This window comes from Halorubrum californiense DSM 19288 (assembly GCF_000336875.1).
In the GTDB taxonomy this organism is placed as follows: Archaea; Halobacteriota; Halobacteria; order Halobacteriales; family Haloferacaceae; genus Halorubrum; species Halorubrum californiense.
The window spans coordinates 1-24,973 of record NZ_AOJK01000078.1 but is presented as its reverse complement, the minus strand read 5'-3'; the positions used below and the strand labels follow the sequence as shown (position 1 = coordinate 24,973).

General features: G+C 71.4%; 25 protein-coding genes. 11 read left to right on the top strand and 14 right to left on the bottom strand.

The features are described 5' to 3' along the window. Positions 1-125: 125 nt before the first annotated feature. Entirely contained in the window at positions 126-1,454 is a 1,329-nt protein-coding gene (gene gcvPA, locus C463_RS16595) for an aminomethyl-transferring glycine dehydrogenase subunit GcvPA (RefSeq protein ID WP_008446100.1), read from the top strand. Beyond that, positions 1,454-2,884 carry an aminomethyl-transferring glycine dehydrogenase subunit GcvPB gene (gene gcvPB / locus C463_RS16590; RefSeq protein ID WP_008446098.1) on the top strand — a complete coding sequence of 477 codons (1,431 nt, stop codon included), beginning with the start codon at positions 1,454-1,456 and terminating at the stop codon, positions 2,882-2,884. The genes gcvPA and gcvPB overlap by 1 nt, the downstream gene beginning before the upstream one ends. A gap of 30 nt (positions 2,885-2,914) precedes the next feature. Here the strand turns inward: gcvPB and C463_RS16585 are convergent, their stop codons facing one another. Then, positions 2,915-3,697, bottom strand: a complete 783-nt coding sequence (locus C463_RS16585) for a helix-turn-helix domain-containing protein (RefSeq protein ID WP_049906081.1) — start codon at positions 3,695-3,697, stop codon at positions 2,915-2,917. Between the two features lie 198 nt (positions 3,698-3,895). Here C463_RS16585 and C463_RS16580 point away from each other — a divergent pair, with 198 nt between their 5' ends. Next, entirely contained in the window at positions 3,896-5,134 is a 1,239-nt protein-coding gene (locus C463_RS16580) for a threonine synthase (protein ID WP_008446093.1), read from the top strand. A 29-nt stretch (positions 5,135-5,163) separates the two neighbouring features. Here C463_RS16580 and C463_RS16575 read toward each other — a convergent pair whose 3' ends face one another. Next, a complete protein-coding gene (locus C463_RS16575; RefSeq protein WP_008446091.1) occupies positions 5,164-5,640 on the bottom strand; it encodes a cupin domain-containing protein in 477 nt (158 codons plus the stop codon). Between the two features lie 106 nt (positions 5,641-5,746). Here C463_RS16575 and gnd point away from each other — a divergent pair, with 106 nt between their 5' ends. From gnd to C463_RS16555, 4 genes are all read left to right on the top strand, one after another. Further along, entirely contained in the window at positions 5,747-6,649 is a 903-nt protein-coding gene (gene gnd, locus C463_RS16570) for a phosphogluconate dehydrogenase (NAD(+)-dependent, decarboxylating) (protein WP_008446090.1), read from the top strand. A gap of 108 nt (positions 6,650-6,757) precedes the next feature. Continuing rightward, on the top strand, positions 6,758-7,546 hold the full coding sequence (locus C463_RS16565) for a helix-turn-helix transcriptional regulator (protein ID WP_008446088.1): 789 nt from the start codon (positions 6,758-6,760) through the stop codon (positions 7,544-7,546). A gap of 82 nt (positions 7,547-7,628) precedes the next feature. Continuing rightward, the gene (locus tag C463_RS16560; RefSeq protein ID WP_008446086.1) at positions 7,629-7,973 is read left to right on the top strand and encodes a DUF5802 family protein; all 345 of its coding nucleotides are present in this window, start codon (positions 7,629-7,631) and stop codon (positions 7,971-7,973) included. Between the two features lie 225 nt (positions 7,974-8,198). After that, positions 8,199-8,984, top strand: coding sequence for a TSUP family transporter (locus C463_RS16555; protein ID WP_008446084.1), 786 nt, complete (start codon positions 8,199-8,201; stop codon positions 8,982-8,984). 36 nt (positions 8,985-9,020) lie between these two features. Here C463_RS16555 and C463_RS16550 read toward each other — a convergent pair whose 3' ends face one another. After that, positions 9,021-9,536, bottom strand: coding sequence for a PH domain-containing protein (locus tag C463_RS16550; RefSeq protein ID WP_008446081.1), 516 nt, complete (start codon positions 9,534-9,536; stop codon positions 9,021-9,023). After that, positions 9,533-10,186 carry a PH domain-containing protein gene (locus C463_RS16545; protein WP_008446080.1) on the bottom strand — a complete coding sequence of 218 codons (654 nt, stop codon included), beginning with the start codon at positions 10,184-10,186 and terminating at the stop codon, positions 9,533-9,535. Before C463_RS16545 ends, C463_RS16550 begins: the two co-directional genes overlap by 4 nt. Before the next feature lie 205 nt (positions 10,187-10,391). Between C463_RS16545 and C463_RS16540 the strand changes: the two genes are divergently transcribed. Next, positions 10,392-11,300, top strand: a complete 909-nt coding sequence (locus tag C463_RS16540; RefSeq protein WP_008446079.1) for a Vms1/Ankzf1 family peptidyl-tRNA hydrolase — start codon at positions 10,392-10,394, stop codon at positions 11,298-11,300. 21 nt (positions 11,301-11,321) lie between these two features. On the opposite strand, the gene C463_RS16535 is transcribed toward C463_RS16540, so the two are convergent. The 5 genes from C463_RS16535 to C463_RS16515 form a co-directional block, all read right to left on the bottom strand. Beyond that, on the bottom strand, positions 11,322-11,711 hold the full coding sequence (locus C463_RS16535; protein ID WP_008446077.1) for a rhodanese-like domain-containing protein: 390 nt from the start codon (positions 11,709-11,711) through the stop codon (positions 11,322-11,324). Next, the gene (locus C463_RS16530) at positions 11,711-12,037 is read right to left on the bottom strand and encodes a cupin domain-containing protein (RefSeq protein ID WP_008446075.1); all 327 of its coding nucleotides are present in this window, start codon (positions 12,035-12,037) and stop codon (positions 11,711-11,713) included. Before C463_RS16530 ends, C463_RS16535 begins: the two co-directional genes overlap by 1 nt. Before the next feature lie 68 nt (positions 12,038-12,105). Then, positions 12,106-12,639: a cob(I)yrinic acid a,c-diamide adenosyltransferase gene (locus C463_RS16525; RefSeq protein ID WP_008446073.1), complete on the bottom strand. Its 534-nt coding sequence runs from the start codon at positions 12,637-12,639 to the stop codon at positions 12,106-12,108. Next, positions 12,636-12,875 carry a glutaredoxin family protein gene (locus C463_RS16520; protein ID WP_008446071.1) on the bottom strand — a complete coding sequence of 80 codons (240 nt, stop codon included), beginning with the start codon at positions 12,873-12,875 and terminating at the stop codon, positions 12,636-12,638. The genes C463_RS16525 and C463_RS16520 overlap by 4 nt, the downstream gene beginning before the upstream one ends. Positions 12,876-12,957: 82 nt before the next feature. Beyond that, positions 12,958-13,356 (bottom strand): acyl-CoA thioesterase, encoded by a 399-nt coding sequence (locus C463_RS16515; protein WP_008446070.1) that lies wholly within the window; start codon positions 13,354-13,356, stop codon positions 12,958-12,960. A gap of 185 nt (positions 13,357-13,541) precedes the next feature. Here C463_RS16515 and C463_RS16510 point away from each other — a divergent pair, with 185 nt between their 5' ends. Further along, complete coding sequence (locus tag C463_RS16510) at positions 13,542-14,021, top strand: Lrp/AsnC family transcriptional regulator (RefSeq protein WP_008446068.1); 480 nt, start codon at positions 13,542-13,544, stop codon at positions 14,019-14,021. Between the two features lie 41 nt (positions 14,022-14,062). On the opposite strand, the gene C463_RS16505 is transcribed toward C463_RS16510, so the two are convergent. Next, the gene (locus C463_RS16505; protein WP_008446065.1) at positions 14,063-15,079 is read right to left on the bottom strand and encodes an amidohydrolase family protein; all 1,017 of its coding nucleotides are present in this window, start codon (positions 15,077-15,079) and stop codon (positions 14,063-14,065) included. 276 nt (positions 15,080-15,355) lie between these two features. Between C463_RS16505 and C463_RS16500 the strand changes: the two genes are divergently transcribed. Together C463_RS16500 and C463_RS16495 are read left to right on the top strand one after the other, a co-directional pair. Next, on the top strand, positions 15,356-16,843 hold the full coding sequence (locus tag C463_RS16500) for a proton-conducting transporter transmembrane domain-containing protein (RefSeq protein WP_008446063.1): 1,488 nt from the start codon (positions 15,356-15,358) through the stop codon (positions 16,841-16,843). Then, positions 16,833-19,277, top strand: coding sequence for a DUF2309 domain-containing protein (locus tag C463_RS16495; protein ID WP_008446061.1), 2,445 nt, complete (start codon positions 16,833-16,835; stop codon positions 19,275-19,277). Before C463_RS16500 ends, C463_RS16495 begins: the two co-directional genes overlap by 11 nt. An 80-nt stretch (positions 19,278-19,357) precedes the next feature. Here the strand turns inward: C463_RS16495 and C463_RS16490 are convergent, their stop codons facing one another. The 4 genes from C463_RS16490 to C463_RS19060 all read right to left on the bottom strand — a co-directional run. Next, the gene (locus C463_RS16490; protein WP_008446058.1) at positions 19,358-21,397 is read right to left on the bottom strand and encodes an AAA family ATPase; all 2,040 of its coding nucleotides are present in this window, start codon (positions 21,395-21,397) and stop codon (positions 19,358-19,360) included. 6 nt (positions 21,398-21,403) lie between these two features. Further along, a complete protein-coding gene (locus C463_RS16485; RefSeq protein ID WP_008446057.1) occupies positions 21,404-24,061 on the bottom strand; it encodes a hypothetical protein in 2,658 nt (885 codons plus the stop codon). Continuing rightward, a complete protein-coding gene (locus tag C463_RS16480) occupies positions 24,058-24,666 on the bottom strand; it encodes a hypothetical protein (protein WP_008446055.1) in 609 nt (202 codons plus the stop codon). Before C463_RS16480 ends, C463_RS16485 begins: the two co-directional genes overlap by 4 nt. Continuing rightward, the coding region (locus tag C463_RS19060) for a hypothetical protein (protein WP_008446053.1) at positions 24,663-24,973 on the bottom strand (311 nt) is incomplete at its 5' end. The genes C463_RS19060 and C463_RS16480, both read right to left, overlap by 4 nt.

Below are 24,973 nucleotides of genomic sequence, written 5' to 3'. Positions count from 1 at the left end.
CCACTTTCCGACTCCGCTTCACCCGCGAACCGACGAGACACCGCTTCACTCGCAGACCGACGAGCCGCGGCCGAACGGAGCACAGACGACCGGTCGAACGACCGCGGACGAGGCGAGACGAACCGATGAGCCGGGCGGACGGCACGCCGTACGCGCCCCACACCGACGAGGAGACCGCGGCGATGCTGGCGGCGATCGGCGCCGACGACGAGGAGGCGCTGTTCGACATCCCCGACCCGGTCGCCTTCGACGGCGACTTCGGCATCGACGCGCGGACGGAACGCGAGATCCGCGACGAGTGCGCGCGGATCTTCGCGCGCAACGACGACCTCACCGAGTTCCTCGGCCGGGGCCACTACGGCCACTACGTGCCGAGCGTCGTCGACCACCTCGCCGACCGCGCGGAGTTCCTCACGAGCTACACCCAGTACCAGCCGGAGGTGTCACAGGGGTTCCTGCAGGCGCTCTTCGAGTACCAGTCGATGCTCGTCGAACTCACCGGCCTCGACGTGGCGAACTGCTCGATGTACGACGCCGCGACCGCGCTGGGCGAGGCCGCGACGCTCGCCGACCGCGTTCGGTCGACCTCGGGCGACACCGTCCTCGTCCCGGAACAGCTCCGCGAGGGCAAGCGGGCGGTGCTGGCGAACTACTGCGACGGCGCCGACCTGACCGTTGAGGACTACCCGATGGCCGACGGGACCGCCGATGTCGACGTACTCGCCGACCGCGCGGGCGACGACGTCGTGATGGTGTACGCCGAGAGCCCGACGGTTCGCGGCTGCTTGGAGGAGCGGCTCGCGGCGATCGGCGACCTCGCCGACGAGACGGACGCGCTGTTCGTCCTCGGCTCCGACGTGGTCGCGCTGTCGGTACTCAAATCGCCCGCGGCGGTCGGCGCCGACGTCGTCGTCGGTGAGGCCGGCTCGCTCGGCCTGCCGACCAGCTACGGCATGGGGCTCGGCATCTTCGCCTGTAGCGACGAGTTCCTGCGGCAGGTGCCCGGCCGACTCGTCGGCGCGAGCGAGGACGCGAACGGCGCCCGCGCGTACACGCTGACGCTCCAGACCCGCGAACAGCACATCCGCAAGGAGCGGGCGACCTCGAACATCTGCACGAATCAGGCGTGGGTGGCGCTCCGCGCGGCGATCCACGCGGCGACGCTCGGACCAGACGGCCTCGTCGACCTCGCGAACGACTGCGTCCGGGAGGCGGCCGCGCTCGCCGACCGCATCGACGACTGCTCCGGCGCCGCCGCGCCGGTCCACGACCGCCACCACTTCCGCGAGTTCGCGGTCCGCGTCGACCAGCCCGCGGCGGCGGTCGCCGAGGACCTGGAGACCGAAGGGTTCGCGGTCCACGCGATCGGCGACCACCTGCTTCAGGTGTGCGTCACCGACCTGAACGCCGGGCGGACGGACGGGCTCGTCGCGGCCTTCGAGGAGGTGCTCTGATGATCCACGACCAAGCGAACTACGAGCGGGAGGGGGAAGACGTCCGGGAGCCGCTGCTCTCGGAGAAGGGCCAAGAGACCGTCGACGTGCGCGAGGACTCCCCGCTCCCCGACGACCTCACTCGGGAGGAGTTGACCCTCCCGAACCCCTCGGAGCCGGAGACGGCGCGCCACTACACCCGGCTCTCGCAGATGAACTGGGCGATCGACGCGGGCCCGTACCCGCTGGGGAGCTGTACGATGAAGTACAACCCCAAGTTCACCGAGGACGTGGCGGCGGATCCGAACGCGGCGATCCACCCGGACCGCTCCGCGCGCTCGGCGCAGGGGAACCTCGAACTCCAGTACCGGCTCCAGGAGGTCCTCGCGGACATCGGCGGGATGGACGCCGTCACGCTCCAGCCCCCGGCGGGCGCGGCGGGCGAGCTGACCGGGATCCTCGTCGCGAAGGCGTACCACGAACACCACGGGAACGACCGCTCGGAGGTCGTGATCCCGGCGTCGGCCCACGGGACGAACTTCGCGACCGCGGCGACCGCCGGCTACGACGTGGTCGAACTGCCCTCCGGCGAGGACGGCCGCGTCGACCTCGAAGCCTTGGAGGCGGCCGTCGGCGAGGATACCGCCGCCCTGATGTTGACGAACCCGAACACGGTGGGACTCTTCGAGCGCGACATCACCGAGATCGCCGACATCGTCCACGACGCCGGCGGGCTGCTCTACTACGACGGCGCGAACCTCAACGCGCTGCTCGGCCGGGGGCGCCCCGGCGACATGGGGTTCGACGTGATGCACTACAACGTCCACAAGACGTTCGCGACCCCCCACGGCGGGGGCGGCCCGGGGGCCGGCCCGGTCGGCGTCGTCGACGAACTGGCGCCGTTCCTCCCGACGCCGCGAGTGCGCGAGACGCGGGAGGGGTCGGGGTACGAGCGCTTCGAGCCGGACCACACGATCGGGAAGGTCCACGGGTTCGCCGGCAACTGGCTCGTGGCGATCAAGGCGTACGCGTACATCGCCCGCCTCGGCGACGAGGGGCTGTCGGACGCGGCCGCGAAGGCCGTCCTCAACGCGAACTACCTCGCCGAGCGGATCGATATGGACGTGCCGCACGGCCCGTTCCACCACGAGTTCGCGGCGACCGCGGGCGACCGCGACGCCGCCGACGTCGCCAAGCGCATGCTCGACTTCGGCGTCCACCCGCCGACGACGAAGTGGCCGGAGATGGTGCCGGAGGCGATGTTGACCGAGCCGACCGAGATCGAGGGGCAGTCGTCGCTCGACGACCTCGCGGAGGCGTTCAACCTCGCGTACGCCGACACCGACGAGGCGCTCGACGCGGCCCCGAACCGGACCGCCGCGGGCCGGATCGATCAGGTCGGCGCCGCGCGGAACCCGCGGCTCTCGTGGCAGGCGCTCGACGGCGAGTAGCCGCGCTGCCACGAGAGGCGATCGACTGCGTCAGGGTTCGGTCGCCGCGGACCGCACCGGCTCCTCGCCGTCGCGCTCGTGTCCGTCGAACGTCGCCGTCTCGGGGGGCCCGGTCTCGTCGGTGGCGGCGGCTCCGGCGTCCGCCGCCGAGGCGAACGGCCCCGCGCCGTCCACGAACCGGCGCATCACCCGCCCCTCGGCGCGGTGAAGCGTCTCGCTACAGGTCGACTTCGCGATGTCGTTCGCCTCGGCCAGCGCCGTGAGCGTACACCGGCGCGGGGTGTCGTAGTAGCCCGCCCGGACTGCCTCGAAGACGAGTTCTCGCTGCGCCTCGGTGAGCGTCCGGTCCGCGTCGGCGTCCCCGGTCGCGGCGACCTCGACCGTGATCCCGTCGCCCGCGAGGCGGCGGCCGAACGCCTCGATCCGGCCCCGGTCGCCGACGACGGTCACCGCCGCGCGGCCGTCGACGACCTCGACCGTCGACTCGATCGGGAGACCGACCGCGCGCGCCGCGGGGAGGTACGCGGGGGCGCGGCCGACCACCCGGAGCGTGCGGACGTCGCCGCGGGGCTCGACCGCGGTGGCGCGCGAGACGCGCTCGTGGTCGCGGAGCGCCGCCTCGACGCGGTCCCGCTCGGTGCCGCCGACGCGGACGGTCGCGGCCGTCTCCGGATCTGCGCCGGTCGACTGCCGGCCGTCGCCGTCGATCGCGATCGTCTCCGCGACCCGGAGCGTCGCCGCGGGGACGCGCCGGGAGACGTCCCCGAGCCACGACCCGGTCGGGAGGTCCAACCGCAGGTCGGTTCGGCTCATCGGTCCCACCTCGGTTCTCCCGGCGGATCGGACGCGGTCGCTGATGCGGGCATCTCGCGTGAGGGTACGACGGCGGACCCCCTCGGCGTACCCCTTCATACGTTTCGAACCTAAGTACCCGCTGCGACCGCGGCGCCGAACCACTCGGCGCGCGTCGCGACCACGGCACCGAAGTCCCCGGCACGCGAGCGAGGCCCCATGGAGACGACAGACGCGTTCATCGGCCTGACCTGCGTCGACTGCGAGGAGACGTTCGACGCCGAGACGGCGACGCACCGGTGTCCCGACTGCGGCGGCATCCTCGACCCCGACTACGACTACGACCGGGTCGACCTGACGCCGGAGACGCTCGACGCGCGCCCGGACGGGTCGATGTGGCGGTACGCCGAACTGCTCCCGTTCCCGGCCGAGACGGCCGTGTCGCTCGGCGAGGGCGCCACGCCGCTCGTCGAGTGCCCGTCGCTGGCGGACGCGATGGGCGTCGGCCGCGTCCTCCTGAAAGACGAGGGCGCGAATCCCACGGGGACGTTCAAGGACCGCGGGCAGGCGGCCGCGATGACGGCGGCGCGCGAACACGGCGCGAGCGAGGTCGCGCTGAACAGCGCCGGCAACGCGGGGCAGGCGGCCGCGGCGTACGCGGCCCGGGCAGACCTCGACGCGCACGTGTTCCTCCCCTCGCGGGCGGGGTTCACCCAGAAGGCGATGACGGAGGTCCACGGCGCGGACCTGACCGTCACCGACCCGATCGACGGGAACTCGCAGATCGCCGACGCCGGGCAGGCCTACGCCGAGGCGATGGACGAGCATCCGGAGTGGTACTCGACGAAGACGTTCGTCACCCCGTACCGCCACGAGGGGAAGAAGACGATGGCGCTGGAGCTTTTGGCGCAACTGGACTGGGAAGCGCCCGACGGCGTCGTCTACCCGACCGGCGGCGGCGTCGGCCTCGTCGGGATGCACAAGGCCGCTCGGGAGGCCAAGGATCTGGGGTGGACCGACGCGCTGGTCCCGATGTACGTCGCGCAGGCCGCGGGCTGCGCGCCGGTCGTCCGCGCCTACGAGTCGGGCGCGGACCGCCACGAGCCGATCACGGACGACGAGGTCGACACGGCGTGTAACGGGATCGCGATCCCGGACCCCGGCGCGAGCGGCCTCATCCTGGATGCGGTCCGCGAGTCCGACGGCGGCGCGGTGGCGACGACGGACCGGGAGATCCTCGACGCCGCGATCGAGGTCGCCCGCGAGGAGGGGCTGGAGGTCGGCGCCACCTGCGCGGCGGCGGTCTCGGGCGCGTTCGCGCTCGCGGAGTCGGGCGAGTTCGGCCCCGACGACACGGTCGTCCTGCTGAACACCGGCGCGGGCAACAAGGACGTGGACGCGCTGCGCGCGCATCTCGGCGAGCGCGAGGCCGAGGCGGACGAGGGCGACGAGGCCTGAGATCGCGGGCAGCGTCGGTTCCGGTCGGCCTACATCTCCCAGTAGTCGACGTCGCCGTCGATTTCGTAATACCCCTCCAGCGAGCGCTCGTCTCGGCCGCCGGGCGGCGACCCGACGTAGGCGCCGAACGTCTCCGAGTCGGGGTACACCGTCACGTCCGGCTCGCTCATCGTCGACAGCGCGAGGTAACGCACGGGCTCGTCGCCCTCGTTGACGACGCGGTGTGCGCCGGACTCGTCGGCCGCGAACGCGACGTAGTCGCCCGCTTCGATAGGCGTCGTCTCGCCGCCGTGACGGAGGGTAGCCTCGCCGGCGAGGACATAGATCGCCTCCTCGTTGGCGGCGTGGTAGTGGTACGGCCACGACTTCGCCCCGGCGGGGAGTTCGTAGAGGCTACACCCGATCCCCTCGCCGTCGGCCGCCTCGGCCAGCTGTTTGCGGCGGAATGTGGTCTCGCCGCGGTCCGTCTCCGTCCAGTCGAGGTCGGTTTCGCTGACGCGTCCCATGAGCGCGGCCACTCCGCGGTCGGTCAAAACAGTTCGGGGCGTGCGACGGGTCGAGATGGGGGATCGAACCGGAACCACTACGGCGGGCGGTCGCCACCCCTCGCGCATGGAACTCGGGGTCATCGGACTCGGACGGATGGGGCAGATCGTCGTGGACCGGTCGCTCGACGCCGGCCACGACGTGGTCGCGTTCGACCTCTCGGCGGAGGCGACCGCGACGGCGGCCGAGAACGGCGCGGAGCCGGCCGATTCGGTCGCGGACCTCTGTGACCGACTGGGAAGTGAAAAACGCATCTGGCTGATGGTGCCCGCCGGCGACGCGGTCGACGCCACGCTCGCGGATCTTGAACCCCACCTCGATAGCGACGACGTGGTCGTCGACGGCGGGAACTCGCACTTCGAAGCGTCCACGCGCCGCGCCGAGGAGACGGACGCCGCGTACCTCGACTGCGGCACGTCGGGGGGCCCGGCGAGCGCCGAAGCCGGCTTCTCGCTGATGGTCGGCGGTCCGGAGTGGGCCTACGAGGCGCTCGTGTCCGTCTTCGACGCGGTGGCGACCGGGCCGGACGGCCACGACCGCATGGGCGAGTCCGGGTCGGGCCACTACGTGAAGATGGTCCACAACGGCGTCGAGTACGCGCTGATGCAGGCGTACGGCGAGGGGTTCGAGCTGCTGGCGGACGGCCGCTACGACCTCGACATGGAGTCGGTCGCGCGCACGTGGAACAACGGCGCCGTGATCCGGTCGTGGCTCCTCGAACTCTGCGAGGAGGCGTTCCGCGAGGAGGGGTCCGACCTCGGCGACGTGGCGGACCGCGTCGCCGGCGGGTCGACGGGCACGTGGACGGTCGAGGAGGCGCTCGAACAGGAGGTCCCGGTGCCGATCATCTACCAGGCGCTCGCGGAGCGGTTCGACTCGCGCAACGAGGGCCGCTTCTCGCGGCGGCTCGCGAACCGGCTCCGGTACGGGTTCGGCCGCCACGAGGTCGCGCGGCGCGACGACGCGTAGCCCGTCCGGCGGCCGCGACGGCGGCACCGACCCGGTCACACTCCCGTCGCGGCAAGAGGTCTTCCTCAAGCGACACGTATTACTGATAGCTGTCCGACGTTTTAAATCGTGCTCGACCTCGCCTTCGCGCGTCGACGGTACCTCGTCCGCCTCTCAGACGGTCCCGCACAGATCCGGGACCTCGTCGAGGAGTTCGAGCACTCCAGGTCGACGGTCAATCGCGCGGTCCGGGCCCTCGAAGAGGGCGGCCTCATCGAGCGCGGGACGGACGGCTACGAGGCGACGTACGCCGGCCGGATCCTCCTCGACACCGTCGACGAGGCGTCCGCGATCGCGGAGGTGGTCGAGGCGTCCGACGGCGTCCTCAACGAGCTCCCGTCGGCGCCGCGCAACCACCGGTTCTTCGCGGACGCCGAGCTGGTGACGATAGCCGACACCTCGCCGGCGACGGTGCTGACCCGGCTTCGCCGCGTCGCCGAGGCGGCCGACCGGTTCCGAGGGGCGTCGGTCGCCGTCAACGACGAGGCGTTCGTCTCGACGCTGTACCGGCGCACCGTCGCTGAGGAGTCGCTCGAACTGTCCTTCGTCCTGACGGAGCGGGTCGCGGACTACCTGGCCGCCGAGAGCCCCGAGCGAGCGCGCTCCGTCGTCGACGCCGGGGTGGAAATGAGCGTCGTCACCGACCTCCCGTTCGCGTGGTACCTGAGTACCGTCGAGGACCGCACGACGGCATACCTCGCGATCCACGGCGACAGGGGCAACTTCCTTGGGTACGCGGCCAACGACGACCCGGACGCGGTCGGCTGGCTCGCCGGCCTGTTCGACGCCCAACACGAACGCGGGACGCCGCTGGCGGCGTACTACCAGTCGGGCGACGGCGACGCGCTCGGGGGGTGACGGGCGTCCGAGCCGGATCTCAGCGCGCGTGAGCCACGGGAAACGCTTATATACTGCTGTGGCAGAGATTAACACGCATAGAATGTTCGAGCGATTCTCAAGCGGCTACTACCTGGGGGAACTGTACGTGGAACCCCGCGACGGCGAGCGCGCCGTCATCCAGCGGGCGGACCACGAACGCGTCAACGAACAGCTGTACGCGGACGGCGAGGGCGTCGAGCGACTCGACGCCCCGCTCGTCATGAAGGTCGACGGCGGCCACATCCCGGTCGGCGGCGACGACGACGTCCCGAGCGGCACGCTCGCGATTCCTCAGGAACTCGCCGACGAGCGGCTCCCGGACCGGCGGAACGTGCTGCTCGCCGACGCGGACCGCGCCGAGACGCTGCTGCGCTGGGAGGGGTGGGAGCCACACGTGAACGCGTAGGACGACGACGCGTTTCTGGGGGAGTCGCGAACGGCGAGGACCGCGGCGGCAGCGCTCGGACTCCGAGAAGGGCGGTCCATGTGTCGTGGTCGAATTGCGCGCGGGACCGATCACCCTAGCGACCGCGTCGGCAGGGGAATAGTTCGATCATCGGGTCGCGGACCCCTCCGGAGCGGCCCGATCGGGCACTCGTGTTATTATGCCGGTCCGGCTCGTGTCGAACGTATGGCGCTCGCGCTCTCGGCCGAAGTGGTGGCGACCGTCGCGGTCGTCGTCGCGGTCGCGGGCGCCGTCAACGGGGTCGCGGGGTTCGGCTTCGCGGTCGTGGGGACGACGGTGCTCGCGTCGACGCTCGACCCGGCGGCCGCCGTCGCGTTTATGATCGTCCCGATGTTCGCCGTGAACGTCGCCCTCGTCGGGGAGCTCACGCGCGAGGAACTCCGGACCTGCGGGGCCCGGTTCGCACCGCTGCTCGTGGCCGCGCTCGTCGGCACCCTCGCGGGGATGGCGCTGCTCGATCGCCTCCCGGCGGCTCCCCTGCGCGTCCTGCTCGGCGTCGTCTCGCTCGGGTTCGTAGCGACCGCGCAGCGCGCGGTCCCGCTCCCGTCGCTACCGACCTCGGCCGACCGCGGGCGCGCCGACGGGCCGATCGTCATGGGGGTCGTGGGCGTCGTCTCCGGCGTCCTGTTCGGCGCGACGAACGTCGGCGTCCAACTGGTCGCGTTCGTCCGGAGCTTCGACCTCTCGCACGGGGTGTTCGTCGGGGTCGTGGCGCTGGTGTTCGTCGGGATCAACGGCCTTCGCGTCGGGGCCGCGGGCGCGCTCGGACTCTACCCGGACGGCGCGTTCGCGCTCGCGTCGGCCGCCGCCGCGGTCCCCGCGGTCGCCGGCGTCGCCGTCGGGAGTCGCCTCCGAGACCGCGTGAGTGAGCGGCTCCGGCGCGGCGTCGTCCTCGGCCTCCTCACGGTCATCGGGCTCCGGCTGATCCTCGGCGGCGCGGGCGTCGCCTGACCGGTGTCGCCACCGCTCCGCCGGAGCCGCCGCCGGTCAGTCGACTGCGGCCTCGATGTCGCGGACGACGGACAGCACCGCCCGCCACTGCTCGGTCGTCCCGGGCCGCTCGCGGTCGGCGGTCCCGGTCCGGTCGGTGATCTCTCGTCGAACCGCCTGCGGATCGTCGATCCGGCGGAGTTCGAGGTCCGGCCCGCCGGCGACTTCGACCGTGACCGTGCCGTACCCGAACGCCGAACCGGTCACCGACTGGCTGTACGCCGTGTTCTGTACCTGTGCCAGCCCGACGCGACGGACCGTTCGACCGAGCACACCCCGTTTCGACCAGGTCGCTCGAGTCGTGACCACGTAGTCGGTCCGTGTGATGCGGAGCAGTGCCCAGCCGACGACGCCGACGCCGAGCAGGCTCGCCGCGGCGATACGCGGGTCGACCGCGGCCGCCGCGAGGAGCGCGACGCCGACGACGCCCCCGCCGAGCGCCGCCGATAGCCGCGGGCGACCCGTCCACACGACGGTCTCGTCGTCGTGCCGAAACCACCAGTCGCCGGTCATCGGTCCTCGCGCGCCGTCTCCGACGCGGTCCGCTCGGCGCCGACGTCCTCGCCGGTCGCGGTCGGCGTCTCGGCGTCGCCGCCGGCACCGTCGTCGGTGACCGCGGAGCGGATCGCGCGGAGTTCGACGAGGGTCTCGGCGAGCACGTCGTCGGCGTCGCCGTCGCCGTCGGCGCTGTCCCGCTTTCGGGCGTCGATCTCCCTGGCGATCAGCTCCTGGACCGACGCCGGGTCCGGAATGCTCCGGAACCGGAGCTCGACGCCGGAGCCGCCGGCGGTGCTGACCTCGACCGACCCGTACCCGAGCGACGAACCGATGGCCGACTGCGAGTAGGAGATGTTCTGTACCTTCTCGAACCCGATCTGTTTCACGTCCCGCGAGAGGATGCCCCGCTTGCTGTACAGCCCCTTGTTCGTGACGACGTAGTTCGTGTTCTTGTACTGGAGGTAGCTCGCGGCGACGATCGGGATCCCGACGAGGACGAGCGACAGGGGAACGCCGACGAGGAGCGCCGGGACGAGGCTGTACTTGTGCGGCGTGCTCGCCCAGCGGATCTCCTCGTCGTCCTCGAGCGACAGCCAGTCGAGGTCGAGGTCGGCGGTGACGCCGGTGCCCGTCTTCGGTTCCTCCTGGAGGGACGGAGACGACATATCCCCCGAAGCGTCGGGAGACGCTAAAACGGTGGCGGAGACGCACCGATCGGATCACGCGCGAAGCGGACGACGTGAACGCGGCGACGAACGGCCGCGCGGGAGACAGCGTCGGACGGCGGCGCGACGCGCGGACGGCCCGCAGAGCGGCGTCCGTCTCCGCCACAGACACACCTTTTAGGTCGCAGGGGGTCGCGGATTCGGTATGATCGACAGGCTGCTCGGGCGGGCCGAGCTGAAGGAACGCATCGAGGAGCTGGAGGAGGAGAAGCGCCACCTCGAACGCCGCGCCGAGGCCGAGGAGGAGCGGCGCTCCGACGCCGTGGCGGACCGCCAGCGCGCCGAGGAGCGCGTCAACGAGCTGGAACACCGGATCGAGTCGCTGGAGGAGCGGCTGGAACGCGCCGAGGGCACCGAGGAATCGGTCGAGTACCGGCGCGTGAGCGATTACAGCGGCCCGAAGCTTGCGGACGCGCTTGACCGCTTTCGGAGCGTCGAGAGCGACGACCCCGAGGGACTGCTCACGGCGTACGTGCCGGACGCGGACTCGGTGCCGACGACCGTGTCGGACTGGTTCGGCGACCGCACGGCGCTCGTCCGGCGGGCCGCGCCCGCGGTCGTCCTCGCCGACGACACCGGCGCGGTGAGCGCGGCGCTGACCCCGCCGATCGAACCGGCGCCGTTCGACCGGTGGAGCGACCGATTCCGGCTCGACGACGCGTGGTTCCGGCCGACCGGCCAGTTCGCGTTCGCCCTCGTCCGCTCGGACACCTTCGCGGTCGGCACCTACGAGGGCGGCGAGCGGGTCGCCTTCGAGGGATTCACGAGCGACGTGAAGGAGGCGCACTCGAAGGGCGGCTTCTCGCAGGGGCGCTTCGAGCGCCGCCGGGAGGGGCAGATCGACGACCACCTCGACCGGGCGGACGAGGCGCTCGCCGAGGTCGCGGCGGAGGGCGACCTCGACCGCGTGATCGTCGTCGGCGAGCGCAGCGTGTTGGGCCGCGTGCGCGACCGCGCCGCCGTCACCGACGTGTCGGACGCCACCGGGAAGCCGGAAGCGGCGCTCGACGACGCCTTCCGCGACTTCTGGCGGGTCCGGATCCGCGCGATCTGACCCGGAGGCGACCGCCTCGCGTCAGAACGGGCTCTCGGGCCCCTCGTCGGGGTCGCCGGCGGCCGGCTCGTCCGACGCGGGCAGGTCGCCGATCTCCTGCTCCCACGCCTCGATGCCGCCGCGGAGGCTCTCGACGCGCGCCTCCTGGGTCCCCTCGTAGCTGCCGATGAGCTGGGCCGCCTGCTGGCTGGCGACGCCGTGGGGGCAGACGGTGACGATGCGGTCGCTGTCTTCGAGTTCGGCGACCCGGCTCGTCAGCTCCGGGAACGGTATACACTCGCTGTCGGGGAGGTGGCCTCGGTCGAACGCGCGCTGGTCGCGGATGTCGACGATGCGGAGCGACTCGTCGGCGGAGCCGTCGCGCTCGTCCAACAGCGCCGACAGCTCCTCGGGATCGATTTCGCCGTCCATCAGTTGAGCGGCGCGATGCTGGCCGTCAGGACGGCTCGGTCGTCGGTGTCGTTGCGTGCGCCGTGGACCGCGCCGCGCGCGTTCTCCACCACGGCCGGGGCCGCGAGCGCCTCCTCCTCGCCGTCGCGGACCACGGTTGGTTCGCCCTCCACCACGTGGAACACGTTCGTGGCGTCGGCGTGCTCGTGGGGGTCAACGGCCGCGTCCGGGCCGAGGACGAACGCCTTCACGAGCACGTCGTCGGTGACGACGAGTTCAGTGGTCTCGACCTCGCCGGGTTCCGGGTCGAGGCCGGAGACCGCCGCCGCGTAGCTGTCGAGCGTCATATCCGCACCTCGCGCGGCACGGGGAAAAATCGCGCGCTCGGGACACGGGCCGAGGACGCGCTCGGGACTCAGTACGTCGGCGACTCCTCGGGCTCGCCGTCGCGCGCGTTGACGACGCGACCGAGGGTGAAGAGGAGGTCGGAGAGGCGGTTGAGGTAGGTGACAACCGCCTCGTTTATCTGCTCCGAGCGCGCGAGGTCGACGACGCGGCGCTCCGCCCGTCGGGCCACGGTGCGCGCGTGGTGGAGCGCCGCGCCCGCTTCGCTGCCGCCCGGGAGGATGAACGCCTTGAGCGGCTCCAGCTCCTCGTCGAACGCGTCGATGTTGCCCTCCAACTCCTCGGTGTGGTCGCTCTCTACTTGCGGATCGTCCGGGTCGGGATCGGGGTTCGCGAGGTCGGCCTGAACGACGTGGAGGTGGTTCTGTATCGTCTCCAGCAGGTCGTCGACGTCGTCGTGGCCCGTCGGGCGAACCGTGCCGATCAGCGCGTTGGCCTCGTCGACGGAGCCGTACGCCTCGATGCGGTGGCTCGACTTCGACACCCGGCTCATGTCCCGGAGGTCGGTCTCGCCCTCGTCGCCGCGGCCGGTGTAGATGCTCATGCGAGGGTCCTCTCGACGTACTCGACGATGTTCGCGCTCTCCGCCATCGTCACGCCGTGCGCCTCGTCGACGAGGACGGGGACGCCGCGCTGACCGCTCACACGCTTGACCTCGTTGCGCTCGGAGTGGAGCGCCTCGACCCACTCCGTCTCGTACTCGACGTCCGCGTCGTCCAACGCCTCGGCGGCCTTCTCGCACCACGGACAGCCGTCGAGGGCGTACAGTCGAACGGTCATACCGATCGATCCGTCCGCGGCGTCAAGAAGGTGTGCGTCCGGGCGGTCCGACCGGTCGCTCCGAGGGCGTCCCTCCGGAGGCTCAGAGGTCGTGGTACGACTCCATCGCCGCCCGGTGGTCTTCGGGGATCGGCACGGGCTCGCCGGTGTCGGGGTCCAGCGAGACGAGCGTCGCCTCGGCCGTCGCGGCGACCGCGTCGCCGACCCGGACCTCGTGGGCCATCGTCGCGCTCGACCGCCCGAGGTCGGCCACGTCGACGGTGACGGTGACCTCGCCGTCGCCGAGCTCGACCGGGCGACGGAAGTCGATCGAGATCGACGCCAACACCGTCGACGTCCCCGAGAGGTCCGCGCCGAGGACCTCGCCGAAATACCGCGTCCGCGCCTGCTCGATGTACGTCGCGTAGACGGCGTTGTTGACGTGGCCCATCGCGTCGATGTCGCGGAACCGCACGTCGATGTCCGCGGTGTACGTTCCCATATCCGACCCACTGGCGGGCGTCGTATGTAGGCGTCGGGATCGACGCCGAGGACGTGCCGGCGGAAGCGTCGAGGTCGGAGCGGGAGCGACGTCGAGGACGTGCCGGGGTCGGCGCCAGCGGAGGCGTCGAGGTCGGAGCAGCGAGCCGGCAACGTATAAAAACTACACGCGCGTATCGGCGAGGCATGGACAACGGCGCGATCGACGACGTCGACAGGGCGATCCTGTACGCGCTACAGGGAGACGCGCGGAACACGTCGTCCGGGGACATCGCGGAGCGGACCGGCACCTCGGACAGCACCGTCCGCAAGCGCATCCAGCGGCTCGAATCCGACGGCGTGATCAAGGGGTACAGCGCCAGCGTCGACTACCAGCGGTCGGGGTACCCGCTCCGGATGCTGCTCTACTGTACCGCGTCGATACCCGAGCGAGGCGACCTCATCCCGGACATCCTCGACATCGACGGCGTCGTGTCGGTCCAAGAGCTGGTGACCGGCGAACAGAACCTCCTCGTGACCGTCGTCGGCGAGTCGGACGACGACATCACGCCGGTGGCGCAGTCGCTCCTCGACATGGGCGTCACCGTCGCCGACGAGGTCCTCGTGCGGACCCACGAGACGACCCCCTTCGGGGAGTTCGACTCGGAGCGGAACGGCGAGGAGTAGCGGACGGAACGGGAGGACGGGCCGAGTTGGACGGGCGACGGTCAGCCGAGGACGCGCTCGACGTCCAGCCCGGTCGCCCGTCGGACGACCGCGCGCACCGGGTCCTCGGTGCCCGCGAGATTGTCCGAGTCGCCGTCGAGGACGACGAGCGCGGCCCGTCGACCCGGTTCGATCACCCCGCAGTCGAGGCCGGCGACCTCGGCGCCCGCCGCGGTCGCCATCCGCAGCACCTCCCGCGCGGTCACGTCGAACCGCTTCGCCGCGACGGCCATCTCGCGGAACATCGACGGCGGGTTCAACATGACGTTGTCCGTCCCGAGCGCGACCGTCGTGTGGTCGAGCAGTTCCCGGATCGGGGGTTTGCCGACGTCGAGGACCTCGTTCGCGCGCGGACAGACCGCGACCGGGACGGACTGGTCCGCGACCCGCTGTAGGTGCTCCCGCTCGGCGTGGACCATGTGAACGAGCAGATCCGGGTCCAAATCGAGCGCCGGGTGGATGTCGGTCGCGTCCGGTTCGCCCGCGTGGATCGCGAAGGGGCGGCCCCGTTCCGCACAGGCGGCGCGCTCCGCGGCGAAGCCGTCGTCGTTCGCGCCGGAGGCGCCGTAGCCGTCGGCGACGTCGAGGACGGACGGGTCGCCGCTCCCGAAGATGAACGGGTCGACGCCCGTCTCGGCGGCCGCCTCGCGGAGCGCGCGCGCGCCGGCGGGCCCGGACTCGCGGAAGTCGAGACACGCGACCGTGCCGGTCCGGCGCGCGAATCGGAGCGTCCGGCGCATCGCCGACACGAGCTCGTCGCGGTCGGCCGCCGCCAGCCGGCGGTGTTTCAGGCTGTCGGGCGGCGCCACCGCCTCGTCGAGCGAGAGGCCGACCGCCGCCTCCTTGGCGACGGAGTCGCCGAGGTGGGTGTGCGCGTTGACGAACGCCGGGATCACCACGTCCGTCGACTCGGTGTCCGTCTCCTCGACGGCCTCGATACGCCCGTCCTCGACGACGACGCGTCCCCGGACGGGGTCGAACGACTCGCCGACGAGGACGGTCCCAGAGAGTTCCTCCATACCGCCCCTGCGAACTCGGGAACAATATGGTTTCTTGAGTGGCGACGACGAACGGATCGGGAATCGACGTCGCTCCGGCGCCGCCTCGCGACCGACGCGCACGCCGGTCGCCGTTGCCCCCGGCAAACATAATGTTCTATAATCTGGTTTGATCGAACGTTTTGTGAATAGAGACAGCTTTAATAGTCATAGTGTTCTCAAATAGCAGTAGATGCGACCAGATCCGGATTCGGGACCGTTCCGAGTGCCGGACGCGGTCGCGTGACGAGTCGAACGATGTCAGGACGCACCTCGAAACCGACGGTCGGAGCGCTCCGGGAGACGGACGAGTCGTCGTTCGTCCCCGTCGCACTAACGCGGCTCGCGTGGACGCTGTTCGTCGCGAGCGTCGTCGCGCTCGTCGCCCACGTCCGACTCGGCGGGCCGTGGGAGATCCTCGGCGCCGTCGCGGTCGACGGGCTGACCGTCCTGCTGTGGGTCGTCGTGACGTTCTTCAGCGGGATCGTTCACAGCTACTCGCGCCGCTACATGGCGGGGAGCGCCCACGAAACCGACTTCTTCCTCGGGATCATCGGATTCACGCTCACCGTGATGGCGCTCGTCGCGGCCGACCACCTCGCGCTGTTCTGGGGCTGCTGGCTGGCGATGGGGCTCCTGATGGCGCGGCTCGTCGGCACCGTCGACGGCTGGCCGCAGGCGCGCGCCGCCGCGAGCGTCGCGCGGCGGTCCTTCCTCGCCAGCAGCGCGCTGCTCGGCGTCGCGCTGACGGCGCTGTGGTGGAACACCGGCGCGACGACGATCTCCGGGATCGCCGCGAGCGCCGACACCCTCGGCGGGTCCGCGTGGCTCGTCGCCGGCGCCGCGCTCGTCCTCGCGGCGATGATCCAGTCGGCGCTCGTCCCGTTCCACGACTGGCTGCTTTCTTCGATGACCGCCCCCACGCCGGCCTCGGCGCTGATGCACGCCGGCTTCGTCAACGCCGGCGGCATCCTGTTGACCCGTTTCGCGCCGGTCGTGACCGTCGAGACGTGGCTCATGCTCGCCGTCGTGGTCGTCGGCGCCGCGAGCGCCTTGGCCGGAAAGCTACTCAAGACCGTCCGGTCGGACGTCAAGGGCGAACTGGGCTGCTCGACGATCGGACAGATGGGGTTCATGACCGTCCAAGCCGGGCTCGGCTTCTTCGGTGCCGCCGTCACGCACCTCATCTTACACGGCTTCTACAAGGCGTACCACTTCCTGAGCGCGGGCGACGAGGTCGAGAACGGGGCCCCGGGCGAGGACGACCACGAACCCGGCGGAGCGGGCGTCGCCGGCGCGGTCGTCGTGCTGGTGACCGGGCTCGCGGGCGGCGCGACGTTCGCGCTCCTGACGGGGAAGGGGACGAGCGTCGACAGCGGGCTGCTGCTCGCGGGGTTCGTGACGCTCACGACGCTCCACGCGGCCCGGAGCGCCGTGCGCCGGACGACCCTCTCGACGGCGGCCCGCTACGGGGCGGTCCCGCTGGTCGCGCTCCCCGCCATCGCCGTGTACGCGCTCGCGTACAGGGCCGTCTCGGGGCTGCTCTCCGGGCTACCGCTCGTCTCGGCCCCGACCGAACTGACCGCGCTCCACGGGCTCGTCGCGGTCGCCTTCCTCGCGGCGTACGTCGCGATCGAGACCGGCGTCTACGAGCGCAGCGAGCGGCTCTACGTCGCCCTCCTGAACGCGGGACAGCCCGCTCCGAACACCGTCTTGACCGCCACGGAGGAGTACGATGAGTACTGAGCGCGCGGTCGAGGAAGAGATCGACGCGGCGGCGACCGCCGTCGGCTCGGTCTGGCCGGTCCACTCGTTCGTGACCGCGAACCCGCTCTCCGGCTTCGAGGACCTGCCGTTCGACGAGGCGGTGAGCCGGGCGGCGGACCTCCTCGGCGGGAGGGGCTACCCCCGCGCAGAGACGTTCCGCGCGGCCCTCGACGAGGAGCGGATCGATCGGGAACGCCTCGACGCGGAACTGTCCGACCGGGGCTACGACGCCGACCCCGACGCCCTGCTGGAGCGGCTGGCGGCCGCCGAGGAGACGGACGAGGCGGGCGGTTCGGACGGTACGGAGGAGGCGGACCCCGCCGCCGAGCGGGTCGACCGCGTGCTGACGAAGTGGCTGGCGGCCTTCCTCGACGAGGGGCGGGCGGAGTGGGCGATGCCGAACCGCGAGGCGGGGTTTTACGACGCATTCCGGTCGGTGGCCGCGTACGACGACGCGGTCCCCGACGCCGGCGTCGTCGCCGACCTGCCGGCGTCGCCGACCGAGGCGATCGAGTCCGCGCTGGAGTCATATCCGAGAGAGCAGTGGGAGTCGGTCTTCGAGGCGCAGTTCGCCGCGCTCCCCGGGTGGACCGGCCTGCTCAAGCAGCGCGCGGACGACGACGGCGCGTGGCAGTCCGCGTACCCGATCACGCCGGAGGGGTACCTCGCGGCGCGGCTCGCGCTGGCTGACGGGTTCGGCGTCGACCTCGCGCCGCCGCCGGAGTCCGACGGTCCGGCGGTCGACGCGAGCCACGAGATCGCCGACGCGTTCCTGACCGCGTGGGAGGCCACGTACCGCGACGAACTCGTCGAGCGGGTCGCCGCCGAGAGCGAGGCGCGCGACGAGGCGAGCGGGGCCCGCGCCGACGGCGGCGCGTCGGGTCGCCCGGACGCCCAGCTGGTCTTCTGTATCGACACGCGCTCGGAGGTGATCCGCCGGCACGTCGAGGCGACCGGCGACTACGAGACGCACGGCTACGCCGGCTTCTTCGGCGTCCCGATGGAGTACCGCGGCTACGACTCGGACGTGTCGATCGACGCCTGTCCGCCGATACTCGACCCGCAACACCGCGTCACCGAGGTCCCGACCGACGGCGACGCGCGGGCGAGCCGCGACCGCTGGACGGGCCTGCGGGAGGCCGCGAGCGAGGCGATCGAGACGCTGCGGTCGAACCCCGGCACCGCGTTCAGCTTCGTCGAGGGCGCCGGGAGCGGGTACGGCCTCGCGCTCGCGGCGCGCACGCTCGTCCCGGGTCGGGTGTACGACCTGCTCGACGGCGCCGACGACGCGGTGCCCGACGACCACGAGTTCTGCGAGCCGGGCGTCCACGAACACGACGACACCGGGGAGGGTCTCCCGACGGGGCTGTCCCCCGACGAGAAGGTCGAGTACGCCGCGACCGCGTTCGATCTGATGGGCTGGGAGGCGTTCGGTCGCCTCGTCGTCTTCACCGGTCACGCCGCCGAGACGGCGAACAACCCCTACGACTCCAGCCTCGACTGCGGCGCCTGCGCCGGCAACCCGGGCGGGCCGAGCGCCCGCGTCCTCGCGGCGATCTGTAACGACCCCGCGGTGAAGGCGGGGCTCCGCGAGCGCGGGATCGACGTGCCCGACGACACCGTCTTCCTCGCCGCGGAACACAACACGACGACCGACGAGATCGAACTGTACGACGGCGGCGTTCCCGACTCGCACGCAGCGGACCTCGAACGGCTGCGTTCGGACCTCGCCGACGCCCGCGAGCGCGCCGCCGCCGAGCGCACGGGGCCGGACGCCGGGAACGCGGCCGTTCGCGAGACCGAGCGCCGCGCCGCCGACTGGGCCGAGACGCGCCCCGAGTGGGGGCTCGCCGGCAACGCCGGCTTCGTCGTCGGCCCCCGCGAACTGACGAGCGACCTCGACCTCGACGGGCGCGCCTTCCTCCACTCGTACGACTGGGCGACCGACCCGGACGGCGACGCGCTCGAAGCGATCCTCGCCGGTCCGATGGTCGTCACGCAGTGGATCAACGCGCAGTACTACTTCTCGACGGTCGACAACGCGGCGTACGGGAGCGGCTCGAAGGTGACCCACAACCCCGTCGGTAACGTCGGCGTGTATCAGGGCAACGGCGGCGACCTGATGACGGGCCTGCCGCTCCAGTCGGTCAAGGCCGCCGCCGACGAGCCGTACCACCAACCGCTCCGGCTCTCGACGGTCGTCCACGCGCCGGTCGACCGCGTCACCGAGATCCTCGCCGACAACGAGGCCGTGGCCGGACTGCTGGACAACGATTGGCTCTCACTGACCGTCGTCGACCCGACGCGCGACCACCGCGCCTTCCGCTACGAGGAGGAGTTAGAGTGGACCCCGGCGCCGAAGGACGCCGAGGCGCACTCCGAGCCGGCGAAGACGCCCGCCGCCGCCGACTGATCGAGGGTGAGCAGGTCACACGCCCGCGGCGCCCGTCCGCGGATCCCCCGCGGTGGAGAGCCTCCGTCGAGCGGCGGCGGCTACTCTCCGTTCACCAGCTGTTCGCGGCGCTCTCGCTGCGACTCGGTGAGCATGTCGACGGACGTCACCTCGACGAGCGCGTCGTCTTCCATCCGCCGGAACTCGCGGCGGTTCGCCGGGGGGCTGTACGCCGCCAGCGCCGCCCGAACCGAGTCGCCGTCGACGGTGACGTCGGCCGGCCCGCCGCTGGCGGACAGCTCCGTCCAGATGGCTTCCTTCGCGACGCGTTCGAGTTCGGCCCCCGTGTATCCCGCGGTCCGGTCGAGGAGCCAGTCCCAGTCGGCCGCGGAGAGGTCGACGGCCGCGTCGCGGTCGCGGAGGTGGACGCGCAGGATCGAACGGCGCGCCTCGGCGTCGGGGCGCACGAACGGCACCGTGAGGTCGAACCGCCCGGCCCGCTTGAGCGCCGGATCGATTCGCGTCGGTTCGTTGCTCGCGGCGATCCAGATCACCTGTCCGTCCAGCTCGGGGTCGGACATGAACTGGAGGATCCGCGCGAACAGCCGCCGATCCACGCCGCTCTCGTCGCCGCTCCCCCGACGACCCATGGTCTGGTCGATCTCGTCCATGAACACGACCACCGGCGTCAGCGATCGGATCAGATCGAGCGCTTGAGAGAGGTTTCGCTCCGACTCGCCGACGTACATCGACCGGATGTTGCCCAGCTCCGCGAAGTTGACGCCGCAGGCGTTCGCGAACGCGCGGGCGACGAGGGTCTTCCCCGTTCCGGGGGGCCCGAGGAAGAGGAGGCCGCTCGGCAGCGAGCGGCGGACCGTCTCGGAGGTCCCGGCCCGTTCCATCAGATCGCTGATCCGGATCAGCCGCTCTTTGACCGCGTCAAGCCCGCCGACCCCCTCGAAGGCGGACTCCGGGTCGACCCCGGGGTCGGGTTCGGACACCTCGAGAATGCCGCCGCTCTCTTGGGCCAGTTGGTCGCGCTTGGCCCGCTTGACGTACTCCGTCGTGAACTGCCGCTCGTCGCCCGCGTTGACCCGGAGGACGAGGTTCTCCAGCCCGACGAGGTTCAGTCCCGACGTCCGCTCGGCGAGCGTCCGGAGTTGCTCCGTGATGCCGGAGCCGAACCGGTCGTCGAACCGCGGTCTCGTGGCGCCGTCGAGGCGGATCCCGCTCATCGGCGCCACCCGGCCCCCGGCGTACAGCGCCGCGAGGAACTTCAGCCGGTCGCCGCGGTCCTCCGGGCGCGGGACGTCGATCGTCTCGATGTGACTGGAGGCGGACCGGAGGTCGCGTGTCAGTCCCTCCGAGGAGCCCGCCAGGAGGACGACCTGATTCTCGCTCTGGAACATCGACGGCGACCGCGCCCACCGCTGTATCGCGTCGGTCACGACGTTCTGGTTCACGTTCGCGGAGTCGGGCGGTGAGAGCAGGTGGAGGTTGTCGACGATCAGCGCGATCCCCCCGTCGTAGGACCGTTCCAGCAGCTCCTCCATCACGCGGACGTCACCGTCGAGCGCTTCTTGCGGGCTCCTCGTCCGGTCCGCCGCGCCGTCTCCGTTCGGGTCGATCTCCAGGTCGTCGAACGGTGACGGGTCGTCGTCCGGCGTCGCCACTCCCCTGACGGGACGCTCGAACCCGTTCGACAGCGAGTAGCGGATCACCCAGTCCTTCCGCTTCGCGGCGTTCTCCTCGATCCGATCGATCGCGGGGAGATACCCGGAGTCCGGCGAAAACGCGTAGTCGTCGACGTTGCCGGTGAGCAGGAACACCCGGGCGACGTCGGCCTCGTCGCCGGTGACGAGCGTCTCGAGCCACGCGGGGTCCGCCGAGAGGAACCCCTCTTCGACCCAGAGGCGCCGAACCGCCGGGTCCGCGTCGAGACAGAAGCTCTGAATCCAGTCGGGGGCGTCGCCGCCGCCCGTCGCGGTCCCCTGAAGCCACCGAGGCGGCCGGTCGTCCGGGAAGTTCCGATCGGCGAGTTCGCCCGTTCTGATGCCGTACTCGTCGTCGAGGCGGTCGATGAGGCGCTCGCTCCAGCGCGGGAGCGCGCCGAGATCGACCGCGTCGGTGTCGTTACCCATCTGTGGTCACTCCATGTGGTCCGTTAGCTCATCTTGTATCCGTGCCAACTGGTCCGCGTGCCGGTCCCGGAAGTCGCGGTCGCGGACCACGTCCAACTGCGTCTCGTAGTACCGACGGATGAACGCCTCGTACACCTGTCGGTGTTCGTAAAACGACGCGCGGTCGGTGGCCACCTCGTGGCGGTGTCTGGCGTCGCCGCGGGCGCGCGGTTCGATCTCTCCGTACGTCTCCTTCTCGTCTCTGCTCCGCTGGGAGCTGTGCTGCTGGTCGAGTCGCTTGTCGGATATCTCTCGGGTGAGATCGTCGATCCGGCGTTGGGTCCGGGCCAGCTCCCCGGCCGTGTCCTCGAGCGATGCCAACGCCTCTGCGACGGACTCGTCACGCCGATCGGCCGCGGCCGTGACGCGCTCCCAATCGCGCTCGCGGCGCTGGACCAGCGATTCCACCTCGGCGGACCGCCGCTCGACGGCGTCGATCGCGTCTTGGACGTTCGTGACCGTCGCGACGCCGTCGACGCTCGCGGCGTCGAACCGCCGCCGTTCCCGCTCGAACGCCGACCGGAGCTCGGAGACGCGAGCGGACCGCTCGTCGGCGGCCGCCCGGTACCGGTCCCGGAGCTCGCGCAGCGACTCGCGCTCGCGCTCGAGCAACGCCGCTCTGTGTTCGTCGTCGGGGGAATCGACGTCGGACTCCACTCGGCTCCCGGCGTCGAGATCAGCCAGTCGGTCGTCGAGTTCGGCCGCTCGGTCGCCGTCGCCGGCGGAGAGCCGTTCCAGATAGGTCAGGTCGTGTTCGATCGTCTCGAACTCCTCGCGGATCCCCGCCCGGACGTCCTCGCCTAAGACGACCCGGTCGACGTACTGTCCCAGTTCCCCGTGTCGCGAGCGCGCCGCCTCGAGGAGCCGTTCGACGCGCCGGTCGGCGAGGTGAAGCTCGACGAGCGTGTCGAGCGAGTCGATCCGCGCTTCGATCACCTCCGCCAAGCCGCGACGGAGCGCTTGGTCGGCCTCGAACACCTCCTCGCGAAGCTGCCCTTCGAGTCGCTTGTACTCCGAACGCGCCGCACGCCGGTCCGCCTCCGCGTCGATGCGATCGGCCTCCGCGGATTCGCTTCGCGCGGCCAGCTCCGTCGAGCGCGAGCGCGTCTCGACGGCTCGGACGCGCTCGTAGAAGCCGCCCGTGACGAGCGCCTCGCGGGCCCCGTCGGCGACGCGACCCGCCTGCCCCGACATCGCGTCTTCGAGCGCTCGTCGGGCCTCGTCGTGGCCGAGGGCTTTGAGGGTCTCGGCGGCCCGGAGCGCCCCCTCCGGGTCCTCGTCCGCGAGCCGCTCGAACAGGCGCACGATCGGCGCCGTCCCGTCGAGTATCGACTCGGAGGCCACCGTGTCGAGAACGGTCTCGACGACGGAGTCGTCCGCCGGGCGGTCGGCGATCAGCTCTGCGATGCGATCGGTCGCGTCCTGCGGTCGAGAGCGGACGAGCTCGCGCACGACGCGACGCAGGTCCGCCTCCGGAAGCGGCGAGGCCGCAGCGAGCTCGGCGAACAGCTCTCGGACCCGGTCGTCCGTCTCGGCGACGTCGTCGTCGTAGCTGGCGCGGATGCGGTCTCGGTTGTGATCGATTTCGGCGTCCAGCCCCGTGAGAACCCCAGAGAGGACGTCGACCGCGCGGCTCCGTTGGCGGCCGTCGTTCTCCGCGGCGACGGTCGTGATCGCGTCGACGTGTTCGCGGACGCCGTGAACGCCGGACAGCGTGTCGAGGACCGACGGGACCACCCGCTCGTACTGCGCGAGGTCACGCAGTCGGTCGAGCTCCGAAACGAGGACGTCGACGCCGACCTCGCTCAACGCGATTTCGTTGCGGAGCCGTCCCGGTAGCGCCTCGCGGTCGCCGCGTCGGAACGCGCGGACCTCCTCGACCGCGTTCGCCAGTTCGAACCGGTCGGACTGGGGGAGTTCGTCGGACCACTGCTTGAGGTTCCCGACGGCCTTGTTCATCACCTGATAGTCGTGGGCGATCCGAAGCGGGAGGAGGGGATACAGCAACACCTCCAGGCTCGCGTCCCCGACCGGTCTGTCGCCGAGGAGGCGGAGGGCGTACTCGACCTCGCCGGGCGGTGCGGTCTCGGAACGGAGCTGGTCCAGCGCCCGTCGCCGGTTGAACGACCCGAGGAGTTCCGTCGACCGAGTCTCGTCGTTCGTCCCCGCGTTGTACAGCTGTTTGAGCGCGCGGCTGACCGGCTGGGAGTAGCTTCCCCCCTCGCGGGCGCGCTCCGCCTCCGTCAGCACCGTCGCGAAGAGGTCCGGCTCGGTCGTCCGGTTGCTCCTGACCCAGCCGACCAACCGGAAGAGGAACGAGGTGACAGCCCGGGGCGGGTCCGCGTCGCCGGCCAGCGTGACGAACAGGACGTTCACCAGCATCCGACGGCCCGCTTCGTCCGTCGACCGGAACTGTCGTTCGAGCGCCGACTCGGCGGCGGCGCGGACGACCGTCTCGTCGTCCCACAGCGCTTGGACCAGCGCGCGCACGACGCGTCTGGAGCCGTCTCCGTCCTCGCCGAGGGCCGTCGCATCCGCGGCCCGTTGGTCGGGGTCGCCGCGGCCCGCGGTCAGCCGCCGGAGGGCGGCGTGGTCGACTCCGGAACCACGGTCGTCGAGGCTCATGATCCCTCCTCGCGACCGGTCTCCCGGTCGCGGTCCCGCTCGGTGTCTCGCTCGCCGACCCGAGCGTCGCCCGCGTCTTCGGCCTCGTCGGCGAGGCTGCGCTCGGGGTCGGGTTCGAACAGCTCCTCGCCGATCGGGTACTGGGCGGAGTGCAGTTCGAACCACTCCAGTTCGGTGAACGGCGTGGCGCGTTCGCGGGCGACCGGCTCGGACTCCTCGATGCCGCCGAGTTCGTCGCGTATCTCCGCCTCGCTGACGGGGTCGGGGATCTCGTAGTCTGCGTCGCCCGGGAGGTCCGGGTCGCCGTGGACCGGTTCGACGTCTGGGACCGCCTTCGGCGGGTCGGCGGCGTCGCTCCGGTCGAACTCCGAGTCCGCCCGTCGGTCGCTCGCCTGTCGGTCGACGCTCTTCGCGACCTCGCGATCGACCCGAGAGACCTCCCCGGACGTGTCGTCCCAAGCGCCGTCGATCTCCTCGCTCGTGCGCTCGACGTCACCTTCGAGGCGGTCGGCCTCCGAGAACAGGCCCTTCACGTCGCTCAACAGCGACTTCCACCGGGAGACGTTGTCCTCGGCGTCGCCGACGACGCTCTGTCGGCGTTTCACGACCGCTCACCCGCCTCGACGCGCCTGTGGGCCTGGTCCGCGATCTCCGGCGCCTCCTCCTCGACGGTCGAGGCCTCCACCGACCGCCTGAGGATGCTGTCGAGCCGCCAGTTCTCGACGTTGCGTCGGTACTGCTCGTCCGCCGCTTCGCCCGCTCTGTCGTACGCGTCCGCGTCCGCGGCGGGCGTCTCCTCGTTGGTGCGTTCGCCGGCGTCTTCGAGGTCGTCGTGGTCCTCCGAGAGGCGGTCGGTGAGCAGTTCGACCCGGTCGCCGATCCGCTCGCGGCGTTCCCGCGCGTCCGTCTGCC